This is a genomic window from Oribacterium sp. HCP28S3_H8, from assembly GCF_052064775.1.
GTDB lineage: Bacteria > Bacillota > Clostridia > Lachnospirales > Lachnospiraceae > Oribacterium.
On sequence record NZ_JBQHUZ010000010.1, the window covers coordinates 67512 to 86126 of the forward strand.

Below are 18615 nucleotides of genomic sequence, written 5' to 3' on the forward strand. Positions count from 1 at the left end.
GATCAGGACACGGGCAGGTGTTATATAGAGCAAGACAAGGAGGAAGCGTAGGCATGAAACAGGAGCTTATTGAGCTTAGAAAAAAGATGCAGCAGACAGGCATTGATGTCTGTTATATCCCGATGGATGACTTCCATCAAAGCGAGTATGTCGGGGAATATTTCCGGACCGTACGTTTTATCAGTGGTTTTACAGGAGAGGGCACGCTCGTGATTGGTCTTGATAAAGCCGCGCTGTTTACGGATGGACGATATTTTATCCAGGCGGCAAAGGAGCTTAACAGCAGCGGAATTGAGCTTATGAAAATGGGTGAGCCGGGAGTGCCTTTTGCAGAAGACTATATTTCCGAGCTTATGCCGGAGCATGGAGTTCTGGGGTTTGACGGACGCTGTGTCGATGACCGTAAGGGCAAACGCCTGCAGACTGCCGCGGACAAAAAGCATGGCAAGTGCCTGGACACAGATCTTGTCGGAGCTATCTGGACCTCCCGTCCGGCTCTTGCAAGTTCCCGGGTCTGGATTCTGGAGGAGCGCTTCAGCGGAGAGAGCGCGGAGCATAAGCTTGCCCGCATTCGCAGCAGGATGCAGGAGGAGGGCGCCGAGTATCATATCATCACAAGTCTTGATGATATTGCCTGGCTCTTAAATCTCCGGGGCGATGACATCCCATGCAATCCGGTTTTCCTTTCCTATCTGCTTCTCAGACAAAAGGATGCTTATCTTTTTGCCAATCCTGCAGATTTTGATGAGGAAACAAGATCATATCTTACCGGACTGGGGGTGCATCTCGAGGCATATTCCAAGGTCTATGATGCTGCCGCGCAGCTTCGAGACGGTACGATGCTTCTGGAAACCGGAAGGACCAATTACCGGCTTGTGGAAGCGCTTGATGCATCGATGCAGGTCATTGACAAGCCGCTTCCGACCTCCGTCCTTAAGTCGGTGAAAAATGAGACGGAAATTGCCAACGAAAAAAAGGCGCACATCAAGGATGGCGTTGCGGTGACAAGGTATATGTACTTCCTGAAGCACGCATTCGGGCAGGATGGCAGGATTACAGAGCATGCAAGGAAGCTGCTCGGCACGGACCGGCTTACGGAGATCTCCGGTGCGGAGTATCTTGAGAGGCTCAGGAGAGAGCAGGACGGATTTCTGGAAAACAGCTTTACCACGATTTCTGCATACGGGGCGAATGCAGCACTGCCGCATTATGCACCGAGCGCTGCGCAGGACACGGAGCTTCTGCCAGAAGGGATGTATCTGGTGGACTCCGGAGGACAGTATTTTGAGGGTACCACCGATATCACACGTACCATTGTCATGGGACCGATCTCGGAGGAGGAACGTCGGCATTTTACTAGAGTATGTCAGGCAATGCTCCGGCTTGGGGATGCCAGATTTTTAAAGGGCTGTATCGGCGTTTCTATAGACTATGCTGCACGGGAGGTTTTCTGGAAGGAAGGACTTAACTTTAACCACGGTACAGGGCATGGTGTGGGATATCTGTTAAATGTGCATGAACGTCCGAACTCCATCCGCTACCGGGTGCTGGAGGATCCGATGCAGAACGGAGTCCTGGAGCCCGGAAATATCCAATCGGATGAGCCGGGAATCTATATTGAAGGAAAATACGGCATCCGTACCGAGAATCTGACCTTGACTAAGGAAGCCGAGCGGAATTCATATGGTACCTTCCTTTGTTTTGAGTTCATGACAATGTGTCCGATTGATCTTGACGGTATAGACGTTTCAATTATGGAGGACCATGATATCGAGCTTCTGAATCAGTATCATAAAACAGTATATGAGAAGATCTCTCCGTACTTCGCGGGAGAGGAGCTTCAGTGGCTGAAGGATGCCACCCGGGAGGTATGTAAGTGAATAAAAACGCGCTATATTATCAAACTCCCTATGTGAAAGAGTTTGATGCCACAGTGCTTGGCTGCGTGAAATCCGGAGAGAGCTTTGCCGTGACGCTGGATCAGGCAGGCTTTTACCCGGAGGGTGGCGGTCAACCGGCGGATCATGGCTGGATTGGCGATGCCACGGTACTGGATGTACAGGAACAAAAGGACGGACCGGATCTTGTGTATACGGACCGCCCGCTGGAGAGCGGCAAGATATATCACTGCAGGATTGACTGGACACGGAGGTTCCGGAATACCCAGAATCATAGCGGAGAGCATATCGTCTCCGGTATTGTGCATCGGAGATTTGGATATCATAATGTCGGCTTCCACATGGATACCAAGGTCGCCGGCATGGATGGTGTCATGACCATTGACTTTGATGGTCCGATGACCTGGGAGCAGCTTATGGAGATCGAGCAGGAGGCAAATCAGGTTATTTATGAGGACCGCCCGGTGCGTATCCTCTGGCCCTCGGCAGAGGAGCTTACCAGGATGGACTACCGGAGCAAGAAGGCACTCACGGGGGATGTCCGGCTGGTTGAGATTGAGGACGCGGATTGCTGCGCCTGCTGCGGAACACATGTGATGCGTACAGGAGAGATCGGTCTTATCAAAATCCTGTCGGTCATGAGCCATCGCGGAGGTGTCCGCCTAGAGATGGTTGCAGGACAGGACGCCTTTCATGATTATGAGAGGAAGCATGCGCTCATTACAGAGCTTTCCAGAATGCTTTCTGTGAATGCAGGTGATGCGGTGGATGCACTTAAAAAATATATGGAGGCAGACTACCGCAAGGATCAGCGGATCGGGGAGCTTAACCAGAAGCTGTTTCAAATCAAGGCAGATGGACTTCGTGAGTATCCGGAAAGGGTGCTCTGTGATTTTGAGGAGGGCATGAATCCTGTAGAGCTTCGCAAATGCTGCGATTACCTCATGAGGCATACCCCGGCGGAGGTTGTGGGTGTCTTTGGAGAGAACGAGGATCATAGCTTTTTATATGTCATCGGCAGTGAAACTGTGGATGTCCGTCCGGGGGGAAAAGCCTTTAATCAGGCACTTCAGGGCAGAGGCGGCGGACAGAAGGAAATGATCCAGGGCAGTGTACAGGTAGAGCAGGCAAAGATTGAAAGAACACTTAAGGAAATCTTTGCGGTATAAGCCCTGATACTATGCTATAATAACAGCGCCTGACAGGCAGCGTACAAAATATCACATATGGGGATGCTTTTGCATCTGACAGGAGACAATATGAGCATTAAATTAGGATTACTTGGTTATGGAAACCTTGCACGCGGGATAGAGAGTGCCATCCGGCAGAACCCGGATCTGGAGCTTTCGGTTGTTTTTACGAGGAGAGATCCGGCTTCCATTCATCTTCATACGGAGCAAGTGCCGGTGGTAAGCATAGAGGATGTACTTCAGTGGCAGGGAAAACTTGATGTACTGATGCTTTGCGGTGGCTCGGCAACGGACCTGCCGGTACAGACACCGGAATATGCAAAGTATTTTAATGTCATCGACAGCTTTGATACGCACCCGAGGATTCCGGAGCATTTTGCAGCGGTGGATCAGGCGGCTTCGAAGAGCGGACATCTTGCGATGATCTCCGGAGGCTGGGATCCGGGACTGTTTTCTGTTGCAAGAATCTACAGTGAGTCTGTGCTGCCGCAGGGTAGACACTATACCTTCTGGGGAAAGGGCGTATCTCAGGGACACTCTGATGCGGCACGCCGTGTTGAGGGGGTAAAGGATGCCAGGTCCTATACGATTCCGGTGGATGAGGCAATGGAGAGAGTAAGAGCCGGAGCCCATCCGGATTTTACAGCACGTGAGATGCATAAGAGAGAGGTCTTTGTAGTGCTTGAGGAAGGTGCTGATCCCGCAAAAGTAGAGCAGGAAATCAAGACTATGCCCAATTACTATGCAGATTATGACGTGACAGTACATTTTATTTCCGAGGAGGAGATGCAGAGAGAGCATGCAGAGCTTCCGCATGGCGGCTTTGTGATCCGTTCCGGAAATACCGGCTTAAACGGTGAGCATCATGAGCTTGTGGAGTTTGGTTTGACACTGGATTCCAATCCGGAGTTTACAGGCTCGGTTCTTGCGGCTTATGCAAGAGCAGTCTATAGACTTGGCAAGGAGGGAAAGACAGGATGCATTACGGTGTTTGATGTGGCACCGAAGTATCTGAATCCTAAATCTGCGGAAGAGCAGAGACATACACTTCTGTAAATTTAACCTTAGGAGGACATCGGGTGAGATTTTTCTTTAAGAGAGCGATAGCAGCGATGCTGACAGCATTCGCCATAGGAAACATTGCGGCGGTTCCGGCTACGGCCAAGGACCGCTGGGTGCAGACAGATGGAAGCTGGTACTTTTATATTGACCCGGAGGTGATCCCGGAAAACTATCAGGCAGAGCCATTTAACGGATGGATTCATGCCGATACGGAGATCTGGTACTACTGCGTCAACTCCCGTATGATTACAGGATGGGCGCCGGTCAACGGCAAATGGTATTACTTTAATACAGATGGCGTTATGCTAAAAAATCAATGGGTCGGAGCTTTTTATCTCGGAGAAGATGGCGCAGTTCTCACAGATACGACGACACCGGATGGCAGTAAGGTTGATGCGTATGGTTCCAAGCTGATTCATGGGAAGCCGGTGGAGTCACTTAATGAAAAGACAGCTCGTTATGTCGAGGTACTTAAGCAGCATCCGGATGCCACGGTTACCTTTGGTTCGCCGGCGACAATTGTCAGAGATACACGCAACAACTATAACTTTGTGACGTATAAGGCGATGACGTTGTATGACAAGAAGACCGGAGAGCAGCTATACACGGGAGATGGATGCTTCCAGACAAACGCCATCCTGGAGAAGTATGTCAATGACAGCATCATAAAAATCCGTCCGATGGACCTTATATCAGATATGTATCTTTCAGGCAGCAGGATTTACACGGATCCTGCCGGGTTTATTACCTATGTGGAGCATTGAGTTAAGGACAGCATGACTTTACAGCAGTTAAAACAGGTAATCACGGTCTCGGATGCGGGATCAATGAATGAGGCGGCAAAACGTCTGTTTATCACACAGCCCAGTCTTTCTGCGGCGATCAAAGCGCTGGAGCAGGAGCTGGGGATAGAAATTTTTACGCGTTCCAACCGGGGCATCATTACGACACCGGAGGGAGAGGAGTTTTTGAGCTATGCGCGCCAGGTGACGGAGCAGTATCAGCTGATGGAGGATAAGTACCTCAATAAGACGACACGAAAGCAGAAGTTCTCCGTGTCCATGCAGCATTATACCTTTGCGGTTGAGGCATTTATCCGGCTGATCCGGGAGTACGGTGACAGCAATACCTTTGAATTTTCCGTGCATGAGACCAAGACGATGGAGGTCATCAGCAATGTCCAGAACCAGCTGAGCGAGGTTGGCATCATATATCTCAATGCATTTAATGAAAAGGTGATCAGCAAGATTCTGAGGGAGAGCTCCCTCGAATTTGTGCCGTTGTTTGACTGTAACATTTATGTATTTATGGCAAAAAGCAATCCACTTGCAAAAAAGAAGCTGATTACCATGGAGGATCTCCAGGATTATCCGTGCTGTTCCTTTGAGCAGGGGGAACGGAACTCTTTTTACTTTGCGGAGGAGGTATTAAGCACCTATGATTATCAGAAGTATATCAAGGTGGATGACCGCGCCACGATCCTTAACATCATGGTCGGACTCAACGGATATACGCTCTGTTCCGGCATTATCTGTCAGGAACTGAACGGAAACGGATATACCGCCATTCCGCTGGATACAAAGGAAACGATGACCATAGGGTATATTAAAAGAAAAAAAATACCTCTTTCCATGCTGGGAGAGAAGTATGTGGAAATTCTCAGGACCTATGAGAAGCAGAGACTGTAAGCTGGAAAGGAATCGACAGAAATAGATATGAATCAGGCTGATTTTAATTATATCCTGCTGGCGGCAATCATCATTATCGCTCTTGCTGCTATATTTCTATCTTACCGTGCGTGGAGGAAAAAACGCGAGGATGGTAAATATGTTATTAAGGAAGAGGATAAGCTCCATGTAACGCTTGAGTCCAGAGATTTTGCACAGGTTGCCGCACGGATCCTGGAAGGTCTGGGCGGAACGGACAATGTCACAGAGGTCCACGCGGATGGCACCAGGATTAAGACTTCGATCAAGGACTATGACAAGGTGGATGAAAAGAAGATTCGTGCCGCGGGAGTAGGAGGCGTGCTGCGTCCATCCAAAACGACGGTACAGATTATTGTCGGAGTTCATGCGGAGGAGGTTGCGGAGGCTGTCCGGAGCCGGCTTAGAGCAGATGGAAACGAACAGTAAAAGCGGTATAAAATGATTTACAGAAGCCCGGGAAGCGCAGAAAGCTTCCCGGGCTAACTTGATTTATTAGGGCTTCTACTTTATAATTAATGAGCTATAAACGCAGATTGTGCGTTTTCCGGTGATTCTGCCGGATGCATACCAATATTTAAGGAGATAAGGCGCTAATGTTTAAAAAAGTTGATACCAATATGAACTTTGTAGAGCGCGAGAATGAGGTAGAGGAGTTCTGGAGAGAGCATCATATCTTTGAAGAATCTATCAAAGAGCATGAAGGAGATCCATCCTATGTTTTCTACGACGGACCTCCAACCGCTAACGGCAAGCCGCATATCGGTCACGTTGAAACTCGTGCATTTAAGGATATGATTCCGAGATACCATGCCATGAAGGGTGCCATGGTGCCTAGAAAGGCGGGATGGGATACCCATGGTCTTCCGGTAGAGCTGGAAGTGGAGAAGCAGATCGGCATCAATGGCAAGGAACAGATTGAGAAGTATGGTATTGCGCCTTTTATTGACCTGTGCAAGGAGAACGTCTGGAAATATAAGAGCATGTGGGAGGATTTCTCCTACAAGGTAGGTTTCTGGGCGGATATGGATCATCCGTATGTAACCTATCATGATGACTATATTGAGTCAGAGTGGTGGGCACTGAAGGAGATCTTTAAAAAAGGTCTTTTGTACAAAGGCTTCAAGGTTGTGCCTTATTGCCCTCGCTGCGGCACCCCGCTGTCTTCCCACGAAGTTGCGCAGGGATATAAGACGCTTAAGGAGCGCTCGGCAATTGTACGTTTTAAGGTCAAGGATCAGGATGTATATTTCCTGGCATGGACCACAACACCATGGACACTTCCATCCAATACGGCACTTTGCGTAAACCCGGATCTGGAATATGCCAAGGTTAAGGCATGTGACGGATATACCTATATTATGGCATGTGCGCTGCTGGATAAGGTGCTGGGACCTCTCGCCAAGGATGGTGAAAAGGCATATGAGGTGCTGGAAACCTATAAGGGTACCCAGCTTGAGAATATTGAATATGAGCCGATTTACGAGTGCGCCGCCAGGGTTGCGGAGAAACAGCGTAAAAAGGCACATTTTGTAACTGTAGACAGCTATGTTACTGCTGAGGATGGTACCGGCGTTGTACATATCGCTCCGGCCTTTGGTGAGGATGATGCCCGGATCGGCAGGAAGTATAATCTTCCGCTGGTTCAGTTTGTGGATGAGCAGGGCCGCATGACCAAGGACACCCCGTTTGCCGGCATGAGATGCAAGCCGACAGAGGAGGAGATCAAGCACGGCGCAATCAGCTGTGACCCGGAGGTCCTTAAGGATCTAGACAAGAGAGGCATCCTGTTTGATGCACCGAAGTTTGAGCATGACTATCCGCATTGCTGGAGATGTAATACTCCGCTGATCTATTATGCAAGAGAATCCTGGTTTATCAAGATGACTGCGGTAAGGGATGATCTTGTCAGAAATAATCAGACCGTGAACTGGTATCCCGCAACGATTGGAACCGGACGTTTCGGCTCCTGGATTGAAAATGTGCAGGATTGGGGGCTTTCACGTAACCGTTACTGGGGGACACCGCTCAATATCTGGGAATGTCCGGACTGCGGAGAGCAGGATGCAATCGGCTCGATCGAGGAGCTTAGGGAGCGGAGCACCAATTATGATGAGGTGCTTGCAAAGCTCAAAGCCGAAGGTAAAGAGGGATATTCTTCTGATTATGTAGGATATGAGCATATTGAGCTGCACAAGCCTTATGTAGATCAGATCACACTGAAATGTCCTCACTGCGGCGGTATGATGAGGAGAGTGCCGGAGGTCATTGACTGCTGGTTTGATTCCGGTGCGATGCCATATGCACAGCATCATTATCCGTTTGAAAACAAGGAGCTGTTTGAGTCTCAGTTCCCGGCACAGTTTATCTGTGAGGCTGTGGATCAGACCAGAGGCTGGTTCTACTCTCTGCTTGCGGAAAGCACGCTGCTGTTTAACAAGGCTCCGTACCAGAACGTACTCGTGCTTGGACATGTACAGGATGAAAATGGACAGAAGATGTCCAAATCCAAGGGGAATGCAGTAGATCCGATGGATGCGCTTAACAAGCACGGCGCGGATGCAATCCGCTGGTTCTTCTATACCAATTCCGCACCATGGCTGCCAAACCGCTTCCATGATAAGGCTGTTGTGGAAGGTCAGAGGAAGTTCCTTTCAACCATCTGGAACACCTATGCGTTCTTTGTACTGTATGCCAACATTGATCATTTTGATCCGACTAGGTACAAGCTGGAATACGATAAGCTTTCCGTTATGGATAAGTGGCTTTTGTCCAAGCTCAATACAGTAGTTAAGCTTACGGATGATAATCTTGCTAATTTCCGGATTCCGGAAGCTGCCAACGCACTGCAGGATTTTGTGGATGATATGTCCAACTGGTATGTCCGCCGTTCCAGAGAGCGTTTCTGGGCAAAGGGCATGGAGCAGGATAAGATCAACGCGTATATGACGCTGTATACGGCGCTTGTGACATTCGCAAAGCTCGCAGCCCCGCTGGTACCGTTTATTACGGAGTCGATCTATCGGAATCTTGTATGCTCCGTGGATCCTGAAGCGAAAGCATCTGTACATCTCTGCGATTATCCGGTGGCAGATGCGTCCATGATCGATCCGGAGCTGGAGAAGTCCATGGATGAGGTGCTGCACATCGTGATCCTGGGTCGCGCGGCAAGAAATACGGCACAGGTTAAGAACCGTCAGCCGATCGGAGATATGTATGTCAAGGCGGAAAACGTCCTGGATGGCTATTTTACGGATATCATTGAGGATGAGCTTAATGTAAAGCAGCTCCACTTCCAGGATGATCTCAGATCCTTTACGGCATATACCTTTAAGCCACAGTTAAAGACCGTAGGACCGAAGTATGGCAAGCACTTAAATGCGATCCGGCAGTATCTTAATGCGATGGACGGCTCTGCGGCAATGGACGCACTGGATAATGAAGGAAGTCTTCGTTTTACTGTGGATGGTGATACTGAGGTTGTACTTACAAAAGACGATCTTCTGATCGATGTTTCCGAGAAGGATGGATTTGTCACGGAGGAGGATAATACCGCTACGGTTGTGCTGGATACCAATCTTACACCGGAGCTTCTTGAGGAAGGCTTTGTCCGCGAGGTTATTTCCAAGATCCAGACTATGCGTAAGGAAGCCGGCTTTGAGGTTATGGACCATATCCTTGTGTATGTAAAGGACAATGATAAGATAGCAGAGCTCATCCGCAAAAATGAAGCAGAGCTTAAGACAATTGTTATGGCGGATCAGGTGCTGTATGATACGGCTGAGGGTTATGAAAAAGCCTGGGATATCAACGGCGAGAATCTGACGCTTGGGGTAAAGAAGGTTCAGTAACAGAAAGGAGCATCTGTGAAATTTGACAAAGAAGCCTTTAAGGGCGAAGTTCAGAGTAATGCAAGAAAGCTTTACAGAAGAAGTCTTGAGGATCTTAATCCCAATGAAGCATTTCATGCGGTTGCGGTCGCAGTGCAGGATCTGATCATTGATGACTGGATGGCTACCAAAAAAGCAGCAGAGAAGCAGGATGCCAAAAGAGTGTATTATCTGTCCATGGAGTTCCTGATGGGCAGAGCGCTCGGCAACAACATCATTAATCTTACAGCGCATGAGGGAATCCGGGAGGCGATCCGGGAGCTTGGTCTTAACCTCAATGTACTGGAGGACCAGGAGCCGGACTGGGCACTTGGAAACGGTGGTCTCGGAAGACTCGCTGCCTGCTTCCTGGATTCACTTGCAACGCTCGGGTATTGGGCATGCGGCTGTGGTATCCGTTATAAATACGGTATGTTCAAGCAGGAAATCGTGGATGGTTATCAGAAAGAGGTTCCGGATGACTGGCTGAAAGACGGAAACCCCTTTGAGCTTAAGAGAGCAGAGCTGTCCAAAGAAGTTCGGTTTGGCGGATGGGTAGAAACCGTTAATGATAACGGCAAGCTTCACTTTGCGCAGAAGGGCTACCAGGCAGTAATCGCCATCCCGTATGATACTCCGGTGGTTGGCTATGGCAATCATGTAGTGGATACGCTTCGGGTATGGGATGCCCAGGCTAAGGATACCTTCCGTCTCGATGAGTTTGACAAGGGCAATTATCAGAAGGCGGTTGAAAATGAAAATATGGCCCGCAATATTGTTGAGGTGCTGTACCCTAACGATAATCACTATGCCGGTAAGGAATTGAGACTTCGTCAGCAGTATTTCTTTATTTCTGCATCGGTACAGACTGCCGTACAGGAGTATGTGGAGAAACATAACGGGGATGTGCATCACCTTTATGAGAAGGTTGCATTCCAGATGAATGATACCCATCCTACCGTTGCTGTTGCTGAGCTTATGAGAGTCCTGATGGATGACTACGGACTTGCCTGGGATGAGGCATGGAGCATCACACAGAAGACCTGTGCATATACCAACCATACGATCATGGCCGAGGCTCTGGAAAAATGGCCGATTGAACTTTTTTCAAAGCTTCTGCCGAGAATCTATCAGATCGTTGAGGAGATCAACAGAAGATTCTGCGATGAGATCCGTGCAAAATATCCGGACAACGCAGAGTACAAGATTTCCAAGATGGCGATCATCTATGATGGGCAGGTTAAGATGGCGCACCTTGCCATTGTCGGCGGGCATGCGGTGAACGGTGTGGCACAGCTCCATACGGAAATTCTCAAAAAGGAAACGCTCAAGGACTTCTATGAGATGTTTCCGGAGAGATTTTCCAATAAGACCAACGGTATCACACAAAGACGCTGGCTTTTACATGCCAATCCGGAGCTTGCAGACTGGATTTCAGACAAGATCGGTGACGGATGGATCCTGGATCTGCCAAAGCTTAAGAAGCTTGAGGTTTATGCTGATGATTCCAAGGCACAGGCCGAATTCATGGCAATCAAGCGTCACAATAAAGAGCGTCTTGCCAAGTATATTCTGGAGCATAATGGCATCCGGGTTAATGTGGACAGCATCTTTGATGTCATGGTAAAGCGTCTCCATGAATACAAGAGACAGCTCATGAATATCCTTAATGTCATGTATGTTTACAATGAGCTTAAGGATCATCCGGACATGCCGTTCTATCCGCATACGTATATCTTTGGCGCCAAGGCAGCGGCAGGATATAAGACAGCAAAGCTTACCATCAAGCTGATCAATAGTGTTGCGGATGTCATCAACAATGATGAATCCATTAATGGCAAGATCAAGGTCGTGTTTATTGAGGATTATAAGGTATCCAATGCAGAGATTATCATCCCGGCTGCGGATATTTCCGAGCAGATTTCAACCGCATCCAAGGAGGCGTCCGGTACTTCCAACATGAAGCTGATGCTCAACGGCGCACTGACATTGGGCACAATGGATGGCGCCAACGTGGAGATCGTCCATGAGGTTGGTGAGGATAATGCGTTTATCTTTGGCATGTCCTCTGACGAGGTTATTGCTCTGGAGCATAACCATGAGTATAATCCGATGGATATCTTTAATAACAATCAGGCGATCCGCAGAGTGCTGATGCAGCTGGTTAACGGTTACTACAGCCCGGAGAATCCGGAGCTTTTCCGCCCGTTGTACAACTCACTGTTGAATACCAAGGAGTCTGACTGTGCAGACAGATACTTTATCCTTAAGGATTTTGATTCCTACCATCAGGCAAAGCTTCGTGCGGATGAGAAGTATCAGGATGAGAAATGGTGGGCAAAGGCGGCAATACTTAATACTGCCAATGCTGGTAAGTTCTCATCAGATCGTACCATTGAGGAGTATGTAAGAGATATCTGGCATCTGGACCGGATTAAGGTAAAAGATTGATCCTGGGGCCCGGATATAAAAAACAAGGACTTTGTCTTAAAGAAGTTCTCCCGCTGCAGGCGTTGTCACAGCGGGGGAGCTTTCATACAAGACAGAGTCCTTTTTGCATATATTTTTATCTGATGAGGATTTAGAAATTTTATGCCTGTGGCAGCAGATAGTAGTTCATGCGGTCGATGATACGATACCCCATGGACTCGTAAAGGTGATATGCAATCTGGTTGTCGGAGGATACCTGAAGCATAAGTTCTGTATATGGTCCTGCAGGTACCTTTTCTGCTAATTCCATGAGCTCTCGTCCATGCCCCTGCCTCAGGTACCGGTCATAAACCAGAACGCCGTAGAGGTAGAGAGTGTGCGCATTGTAAGGAGAGAAGTGCATTTCTCCATAGTCTGTGCTGATGGTATCACCCGGATTAGAAATTCCACCGGGCAGGTGCTTTAACATCATGAGCTCATCATAAAGATGTCCGGCATGCAGCGCCTTTAGCACCTGCATGGTATCTTCACAAATGGTGCCGCTTTCCGGATCCATGCTTTTAACGCTAAAACGAAACCGGTAGGAGCGGAAATCATCCCTCAGACTGTTAAAGCAGAGAGAGAAATAACCGAGCCTGCGAAGTGCCGGATGGGTGAATGCTTCGAGCTCCAGTACTTTCCCGCCATCCAGTGTTTCTCCCAATAAGTAACCGGAAAGCACCGAAATGATGTTTGCATCACAAGCGCTTCCCTCTTTATCCTCATTTCGGATGATATAATAAAAATCCGCATCCGGCTCTGTATCATAATTTGTGCCATCCTCTTGGTTGCAGACAGAAATCAATTGTCTCAGAGCTGTCTGATCCTTTTTACTTAGTTCATTATAAAGCATCGCGTCCATGACGCTCATTATATCAAAGGGCGGATGTATTGCAAGCCCAAGTTGCTTATGCTACAATAACGGAATTAATGACTTGATGATTGTTAGGAGATTTTTATGGAAAAGATATATAAGACAATGCGTAACACCGGGGCAGGCTCCATTGCACTAGGGATCATCATCCTGACCGTTGGTATTGTGACAGGCATCCTGTCGATTATCAATGGCAGTCTGCTCCTTAAGAGAAAGAACGACATTACTTTCTGATCTCAGGGACAGTATGGCAAAGCATGAGACCAGAAACCAGCGGATCGGCTGGTTTTTGTTTATTCTTTATCTGCTTGTACTCATGCATCTCATGTTTTTTTCCGAGATGGAGGAGAGAGGGCTGATGGTCAAGCAGGATTATACCTATAATCTTAAGCCATTTCTGGAAATCCGGAGATATGTGTTTTACTGGAAACAGATCGGGATCCGTGGAGTGCTGCTGAATCTCGTCGGAAATGTTGCAGGCTTCATGCCCTTTGGCTTTATCTTACCCGTGATAAGCAATCGGGCACGCAGACACTGGTATAATACCGTCTTATGTGCATATCTTCTTTCTTATGGAATTGAGATGACACAGCTTATATTCCGGGCGGGAAGCTGTGATGTGGATGACATTATTTTAAATACTACAGGAGGGCTGCTGGGATATATGCTTTTCACCTTTGTGCAGTGGAGGAGAAGCGTACACTATCGGAGAACCCATCGTAGGAAAGGGCAGTATGACCGTGGCAAAGAAAAAACGCTATAATTATATACATAAGAGTATTGCAAGAGGCACGATCCCATCTATACTTTCGGTACTGGCTTCATTGGCAACACTGACAGTGACAATCAGTCTTGCGGCGATGTCTCAGGGACAGGGACCAATGTTTCTTGGCGCGCTGGGGATTACATCTATGGTATTTTCTGTGTTTGCGCTGATCCATCTTGTAACTGCTCTTAAGGACGAAGGTCGGAACTATCTGCCGGTAAAGATTGCAGGCTTTATAGCGGGAGTCATCCTTCTGATCTGGATTACGATTATTTTTGTCGGGCTGCGTCTCGCCGCATGACAGAGAGGATAGAAATGATACTGGATAGATATCGGGATGCGGTGACAAGGATCCGGGAAATCCCATTGGAAAATACGGTACAGTCTCCCTTCCGGGAGTATTTTTGTGCCGCGGCAGAATTCATCGGACGACTGGATGATTTTATTAGATCCTTTATGGACGATGATCTTTTAACAACAGACCGGATGCCGGAGTTGATCCGGCAGAATCAGCTGTTGTATGGAGATCTGGTACGGGATTATGCGCATAGTTGGATGAACCCATCCTTTGCAGAAGTGAAGCTTGGAGGGGTTCAAAAGGAGCTGACAGCTCTTTATGGAGAAATCCGGGGACTTGTGCCGGATGCGTTTGAAAAACGATATGAGAGCATTACGGTCGTACTGGAAACCTTTATCCAGCTGTACTGTATATTTACGGGAGAGGAACTGCCCTCGGAACAGGAAATCCGGTCTGTGCTCTATTCCTATGCATATGATTACTCTGAGGACATGGTTCGTGCTTCCATGCAGGAGCAGTATGACCCGGAGGAGAGTACGCATCTTCTGAAAAGAATTGTCCTGCAGGGATCCTTACTCAACAATGAGTATCTGTACCGGACGGGGGAGTATGTTTCAAAGGAGGCATTGGAAACTGCAGCATTTGCAGCGAAGCTTCCGGAGGATATTGTTGACCGTATGGCATATACATGGTACAGGGGATATCGGGATGGCTTTATCCTGCAGGGGAAGCCGTACAGTAAAAAATCTATTGCGGAGTTCCGTTTTGATGCAGGCTGGGAACGAGTCGTGAGAAGGACGGCAGAGTACCTTGCAGCGGATGGATATGATTTTACAGTTCCGAGACATGCCTCACGGTTTCTGACCCGCAATCCGGCAGGTGCGGCAGGATACTATATTTCTCCAAATCAGCAGATGGACTATGATCATGCCTATGATCTTCAGCTTGTGATGGGTGACAGGATTGTATCGAGGATGCTGGAGGAGAGAAATCAGTGCTTTGAGGAAATGCGTCCCGAGATCAGCCGGTATGCAGGACCGATCGTGATGGAGTGCTTTGGTGGACCAGAGTTTGAGCCCGCGCATCATCCGGCAAATCCTGTATTCACAGAGCATCAGTCAGAGGCGTATGGAGAGTACCGGAACAGCCTGCAGGTACTGACGCATAAATATATCCATGAGGAGGAACGGTCCTTTACGATCATTTCCTGGCCGCTGCCATCCATCGGACCTGACTTCCGGGATATTTTCCGGGAGACACTGGAAATTAATACGATGGATCCGGATACATACCGTCCGGTACAGGAGAAGCTTATCGCTGCGCTGGACCAGGCGGTCTATGTCGAGGTTACAGGCAGAGGCAATGACACACATATGAAGGTCATGCTGCATCCTCTTGGAGATCCGGAGCGGCAGTCAAATTTTGAGAACTGTCTCGCGGATGTAAACATTCCGCTGGGAGAGGTCTTTACTTCACCGGTGCTGACCGGAACGGAAGGACTCCTGCATGTGCAGTCCGTATATATCAATGGCATCCGGTTCAGAAATTTGAAAATCCGCTTTGAGGACGGCAGGGTTACAGAGTACGGCTGTGATAATGGAAATACTCCGGGGGAAGGGCGTGCGCTGATCCGTAAGACGATTTTTATGGAGAAGGAGCATTTGCCGCTGGGTGAGTTTGCCATCGGAACCAATACCCGCGCCTATCGGATGATGGAACAGTATGACATTGGAGCCAGAATGCCGATCCTGATTTCAGAAAAAACCGGTCCGCATTTTGCTGTAGGAGATACCTGCTACTCTTTTATGGAGGATATGAAGCTGTATAATCCGGATGGCAAGGAGCTTATAGCCAAGGAAAATGAATGCTCTGCGCTGCGTCAAAAGGATCCGGAGAAGGCATATTTTGCTGTGCATACGGATATTACCATTTCGTATCGTGAGCTTGACAAGATCGAAGCTGTGCGCCAGGATGGGAGCCGGATCACAGTGATTTCCAATGGCAGGTTTGTGCTTCCGGGAACAGAGGTGCTCAATGCTCCGCTTGACGCTTGAAGATTTTTCACCGGCAGCGATTGCAGAGTCCGGTCAGTGCTTCCGGATGCGGCCGGTGCATACGGAGGAGCAGTGCTGGGAGCTGATGGCAGGCCGCAGGTACCTTAGGATCTGGCAGCTTGGCGATCAGGAGTTTCAGTTTTCCTGCAGTGAGGAGGAATGGGCGGACTTTTTCCGTCACTATTTTGATCTCGATGTGGATTACAGTGCCTATCGCGCCTATTGCCTTGAGGAGGATGAATTTCTAAAACGCTGCATGTCCTACGGGCAGGGGATCCGTATCCTCCATCAGGATCCCTATGAAGCGTTGATCAGCTTTCTTATTTCCCAGCGTAAGTCTGTGCCGGCGATCCGGACCATCGTTGAGAGAATGTCGGAAATTGCCGGGGAACCAATAGAGAATGCGTATGGCAGCTTCCACGCATTTCCATCGGCTGAAGCTCTCGCTGCATGTTCGATCGATGAGTTGCGTCCGACGGGTGCAGGCTATCGGATCGGATACATTTTAGATGCTGCCAGGCAGTGCGCTTCCGGAGAGCTGGACCTTGACGGTATAGGAACACTTCCAGATGAAGAGCTGATCTCCGTGCTTATGAAGCTCCGGGGATGCGGCATCAAGGTGGCAAGCTGTACAGCACTTTTTGGTTTCCATCGCCTGGGAATCTGTCCCCAGGATGTCTGGATGAACAGAGTACTCCATGAAAAGTATCAGGATATATGGCCACAGCAGTATCAGCCAGTGTTAGGAGTACTACAGCAGTATATGTTCCATTACGCAAGACTGGAAATGCGGAAAACAACAAATAACAGGAGAATTTCATGAGATCAGCAGGTATAAGACGGCGCCGGGGACTTCTGTGCCAGATCTGTCTGTTTCTGATACTATGGATTGCTCTCACACCGTTTACGTCACTAGCAGCGGACTGGCCGACAACGGAGCTTACAGCCCAGGCAGGTATTGTCATGGATGTGGATACCGGAGCAGTCCTGTTTGAGAAAAATATGGATGCAAGGATGTATCCTGCATCCATCACAAAGGTCATGACTGCGTTAGTAGTTTTGGAAAACTGTGACCTGGACGATAAGGTTACATTTTCTCATGACGCAGTTTATAATGTAGATACAGGATCCTCTAATGCACAGATTGAGGAGGGAGATGTGCTTTCCGTGTCGGACTGTCTGTATGCCCTGCTTTTAAAGTCAGCCAATGAGGCAGCCAATGCACTGGCGGAGCATGTTGCAGGCTCGCGGGAGGCATTTGCGGACATGATGAACCAGGAGGCAGCAAAGCTTGGCTGCACCGGGACACATTTTGCCAATCCTTCCGGTCTTTTTGATACCAATCACTATACTACGGCGCATGATATGGCGCTGATCGGCGCTGCAGCCATGAATAGCAAGAAGTTCCTGGAGATTGAAGACTGCACCTCGCATAAGCTTGCTGCAACCAAGCGTGTTCCGGAAGGTAATACAGTCTATATGGAGCATAAAATGTTGCTTCGGGGATCTCCATATTATGACGAGCGTGTGATAGCGGGTAAGACTGGATACACTAAGGATGCCGGTAATACTTTGATCACAATGGCGAAGTCCGATGGTCGGAGATTGGTGTCTGTAGTTCTGGCAGATAAAAATCCCTATCATTATATTGATACCAAGGCTCTTTTGGATCTTGGGTTTAACCAGACGGAAAATCAGCCGGTCAAGGACGGAATCTATGATAAGGATGCGATTGCAGCGCGGTTGATTGCAGATACCATTGTATCTGACAACTGTAAGGCAGCAGATTTACGGGTTGAGAAAAAAATGTATGTGTCGCTGCCTAAGGGAAGCTCACAGGACGGTATCAGCTATCGTTTGCAGTATAATCTTGAGGGATCCGCTCCGGCGGATGCAGTGGCACGGATTGATTACTATCTTGATGATGCAGTCGTCGGTAAATACTATATACAGAAGGAGCCATCCATCAGTGTAATACTTAGGGATATCCCCACAGGAACAAAGGTTGCGGTCGCGGCTACCATCAGTACGTTTACGGCGCTTATGATTTTTGGTTTTGCGGTATTTGGAGGTGGAACATTGCTTGGCATCAAAAATATACATGATGACCGAAAGCTTAGCCGCAGGATGAAAGAGAAGCGTGCACAGAGACTTAAGGATATGCAGATGACCGAGGAGGAGTTCCGGGAGCTTGTAGAAAAAAAGAAGCAGCAGAAAAGCCGCAAAAAAACGTAGTTTGCTATTGACAGAGATACTGCATAAGAACTATAGTTAAGCAAAGCTTATACATTTACATTTTAACGGAATATTTAAGCAGGCAAGGACGCCGGTGTGGTTACGCATCGATGTGCTTGCCTGCTTTTTTGCTTTCATGGACTCCATATTATATCAAACATATCTATATGTTATGCCGTTCGGGAGATATCGAC

At 48.4% G+C, this 18615-nt stretch carries 15 protein-coding genes; 14 read left to right on the forward strand and 1 reads right to left on the reverse strand.

Annotation, left to right across the window (positions count from 1 at the left end; translation table 11 throughout):
* The first annotated feature begins 53 nt into the window (after window positions 1-53).
* The 8 genes from ACTNEN_RS11560 (at window position 54) to ACTNEN_RS11595 (ending at window position 12176) form a co-directional block, all read left to right on the forward strand.
* Window positions 54-1880 (forward strand): aminopeptidase P family N-terminal domain-containing protein, encoded by a 1827-nt coding sequence (locus tag ACTNEN_RS11560; RefSeq protein ID WP_441206638.1) that lies wholly within the window; start codon window positions 54-56, stop codon window positions 1878-1880.
* The gene (locus ACTNEN_RS11565) at window positions 1877-3067 is read left to right on the forward strand and encodes an alanyl-tRNA editing protein (protein WP_441206640.1); all 1191 of its coding nucleotides are present in this window, start codon (window positions 1877-1879) and stop codon (window positions 3065-3067) included. Before ACTNEN_RS11560 ends, ACTNEN_RS11565 begins: the two co-directional genes overlap by 4 nt.
* A 90-nt stretch (window positions 3068-3157) precedes the next feature.
* Window positions 3158-4144, forward strand: coding sequence for a diaminopimelate dehydrogenase (locus tag ACTNEN_RS11570; protein ID WP_441206642.1), 987 nt, complete (start codon window positions 3158-3160; stop codon window positions 4142-4144).
* Window positions 4145-4167: 23 nt separating this feature from the next.
* On the forward strand, window positions 4168-4914 hold the full coding sequence (locus ACTNEN_RS11575; RefSeq protein WP_441206644.1) for a cell wall-binding protein: 747 nt from the start codon (window positions 4168-4170) through the stop codon (window positions 4912-4914).
* A 12-nt stretch (window positions 4915-4926) separates the two neighbouring features.
* Window positions 4927-5838 (forward strand): LysR family transcriptional regulator, encoded by a 912-nt coding sequence (locus ACTNEN_RS11580; protein WP_441206645.1) that lies wholly within the window; start codon window positions 4927-4929, stop codon window positions 5836-5838.
* A gap of 27 nt (window positions 5839-5865) precedes the next feature.
* Window positions 5866-6285 carry a PTS transporter subunit EIIB gene (locus ACTNEN_RS11585; RefSeq protein ID WP_441206647.1) on the forward strand — a complete coding sequence of 140 codons (420 nt, stop codon included), beginning with the start codon at window positions 5866-5868 and terminating at the stop codon, window positions 6283-6285.
* A gap of 167 nt (window positions 6286-6452) precedes the next feature.
* Complete coding sequence (ileS, locus tag ACTNEN_RS11590) at window positions 6453-9707, forward strand: isoleucine--tRNA ligase (protein ID WP_441206649.1); 3255 nt, start codon at window positions 6453-6455, stop codon at window positions 9705-9707.
* A gap of 15 nt (window positions 9708-9722) precedes the next feature.
* Window positions 9723-12176, forward strand: a complete 2454-nt coding sequence (locus ACTNEN_RS11595; protein WP_441206651.1) for a glycogen/starch/alpha-glucan phosphorylase — start codon at window positions 9723-9725, stop codon at window positions 12174-12176.
* A 139-nt stretch (window positions 12177-12315) separates the two neighbouring features.
* On the opposite strand, the gene ACTNEN_RS11600 is transcribed toward ACTNEN_RS11595, so the two are convergent.
* The gene (locus ACTNEN_RS11600) at window positions 12316-13047 is read right to left on the reverse strand and encodes a GNAT family N-acetyltransferase (RefSeq protein ID WP_441206652.1); all 732 of its coding nucleotides are present in this window, start codon (window positions 13045-13047) and stop codon (window positions 12316-12318) included.
* Between the two features lie 105 nt (window positions 13048-13152).
* Between ACTNEN_RS11600 and ACTNEN_RS11605 the strand changes: the two genes are divergently transcribed.
* From ACTNEN_RS11605 to ACTNEN_RS11630, 6 genes are read left to right on the forward strand one after another with little or no spacing between them, the layout of a single operon-like run.
* Complete coding sequence (locus ACTNEN_RS11605; RefSeq protein WP_441206653.1) at window positions 13153-13302, forward strand: hypothetical protein; 150 nt, start codon at window positions 13153-13155, stop codon at window positions 13300-13302.
* A gap of 13 nt (window positions 13303-13315) precedes the next feature.
* Complete coding sequence (locus ACTNEN_RS11610) at window positions 13316-13831, forward strand: VanZ family protein (protein ID WP_441206654.1); 516 nt, start codon at window positions 13316-13318, stop codon at window positions 13829-13831.
* Window positions 13803-14135, forward strand: a complete 333-nt coding sequence (locus ACTNEN_RS11615; protein ID WP_441206655.1) for a hypothetical protein — start codon at window positions 13803-13805, stop codon at window positions 14133-14135. Before ACTNEN_RS11610 ends, ACTNEN_RS11615 begins: the two co-directional genes overlap by 29 nt.
* A 14-nt stretch (window positions 14136-14149) precedes the next feature.
* Entirely contained in the window at window positions 14150-16186 is a 2037-nt protein-coding gene (locus ACTNEN_RS11620; protein ID WP_441206657.1) for an aminopeptidase, read from the forward strand.
* Window positions 16167-17009: a DNA-3-methyladenine glycosylase family protein gene (locus ACTNEN_RS11625; protein ID WP_441206659.1), complete on the forward strand. Its 843-nt coding sequence runs from the start codon at window positions 16167-16169 to the stop codon at window positions 17007-17009. Before ACTNEN_RS11620 ends, ACTNEN_RS11625 begins: the two co-directional genes overlap by 20 nt.
* On the forward strand, window positions 17006-18421 hold the full coding sequence (locus ACTNEN_RS11630) for a D-alanyl-D-alanine carboxypeptidase family protein (RefSeq protein WP_441206661.1): 1416 nt from the start codon (window positions 17006-17008) through the stop codon (window positions 18419-18421). The genes ACTNEN_RS11625 and ACTNEN_RS11630 overlap by 4 nt, the downstream gene beginning before the upstream one ends.
* Window positions 18422-18615 lie beyond the last annotated feature (194 nt).

Bases quoted from the DNA above. Each gene is read 5' to 3' on its own strand.
- ACTNEN_RS11560 (WP_441206638.1), top strand. From the start codon at position 54: ATGAAACAGGAGCTTATTGAGCTTAGAAAAAAGATGCAGCAGACAGGC.
- ACTNEN_RS11570 (WP_441206642.1), top strand. From the start codon at position 3,158: ATGAGCATTAAATTAGGATTACTTGGTTATGGAAACCTTGCACGCGGG.
- ACTNEN_RS11580 (WP_441206645.1), top strand. From the start codon at position 4,927: ATGACTTTACAGCAGTTAAAACAGGTAATCACGGTCTCGGATGCGGGA.
- ACTNEN_RS11585 (WP_441206647.1), top strand. From the start codon at position 5,866: ATGAATCAGGCTGATTTTAATTATATCCTGCTGGCGGCAATCATCATT.
- ileS (WP_441206649.1), top strand. From the start codon at position 6,453: ATGTTTAAAAAAGTTGATACCAATATGAACTTTGTAGAGCGCGAGAAT.
- ACTNEN_RS11600 (WP_441206652.1), bottom strand. From the start codon at position 13,047: ATGCTTTATAATGAACTAAGTAAAAAGGATCAGACAGCTCTGAGACAA.
- ACTNEN_RS11605 (WP_441206653.1), top strand. From the start codon at position 13,153: ATGGAAAAGATATATAAGACAATGCGTAACACCGGGGCAGGCTCCATT.
- ACTNEN_RS11610 (WP_441206654.1), top strand. From the start codon at position 13,316: ATGGCAAAGCATGAGACCAGAAACCAGCGGATCGGCTGGTTTTTGTTT.
- ACTNEN_RS11615 (WP_441206655.1), top strand. From the start codon at position 13,803: ATGACCGTGGCAAAGAAAAAACGCTATAATTATATACATAAGAGTATT.
- ACTNEN_RS11620 (WP_441206657.1), top strand. From the start codon at position 14,150: ATGATACTGGATAGATATCGGGATGCGGTGACAAGGATCCGGGAAATC.
- ACTNEN_RS11625 (WP_441206659.1), top strand. From the start codon at position 16,167: ATGCTCCGCTTGACGCTTGAAGATTTTTCACCGGCAGCGATTGCAGAG.
- ACTNEN_RS11630 (WP_441206661.1), top strand. From the start codon at position 17,006: ATGAGATCAGCAGGTATAAGACGGCGCCGGGGACTTCTGTGCCAGATC.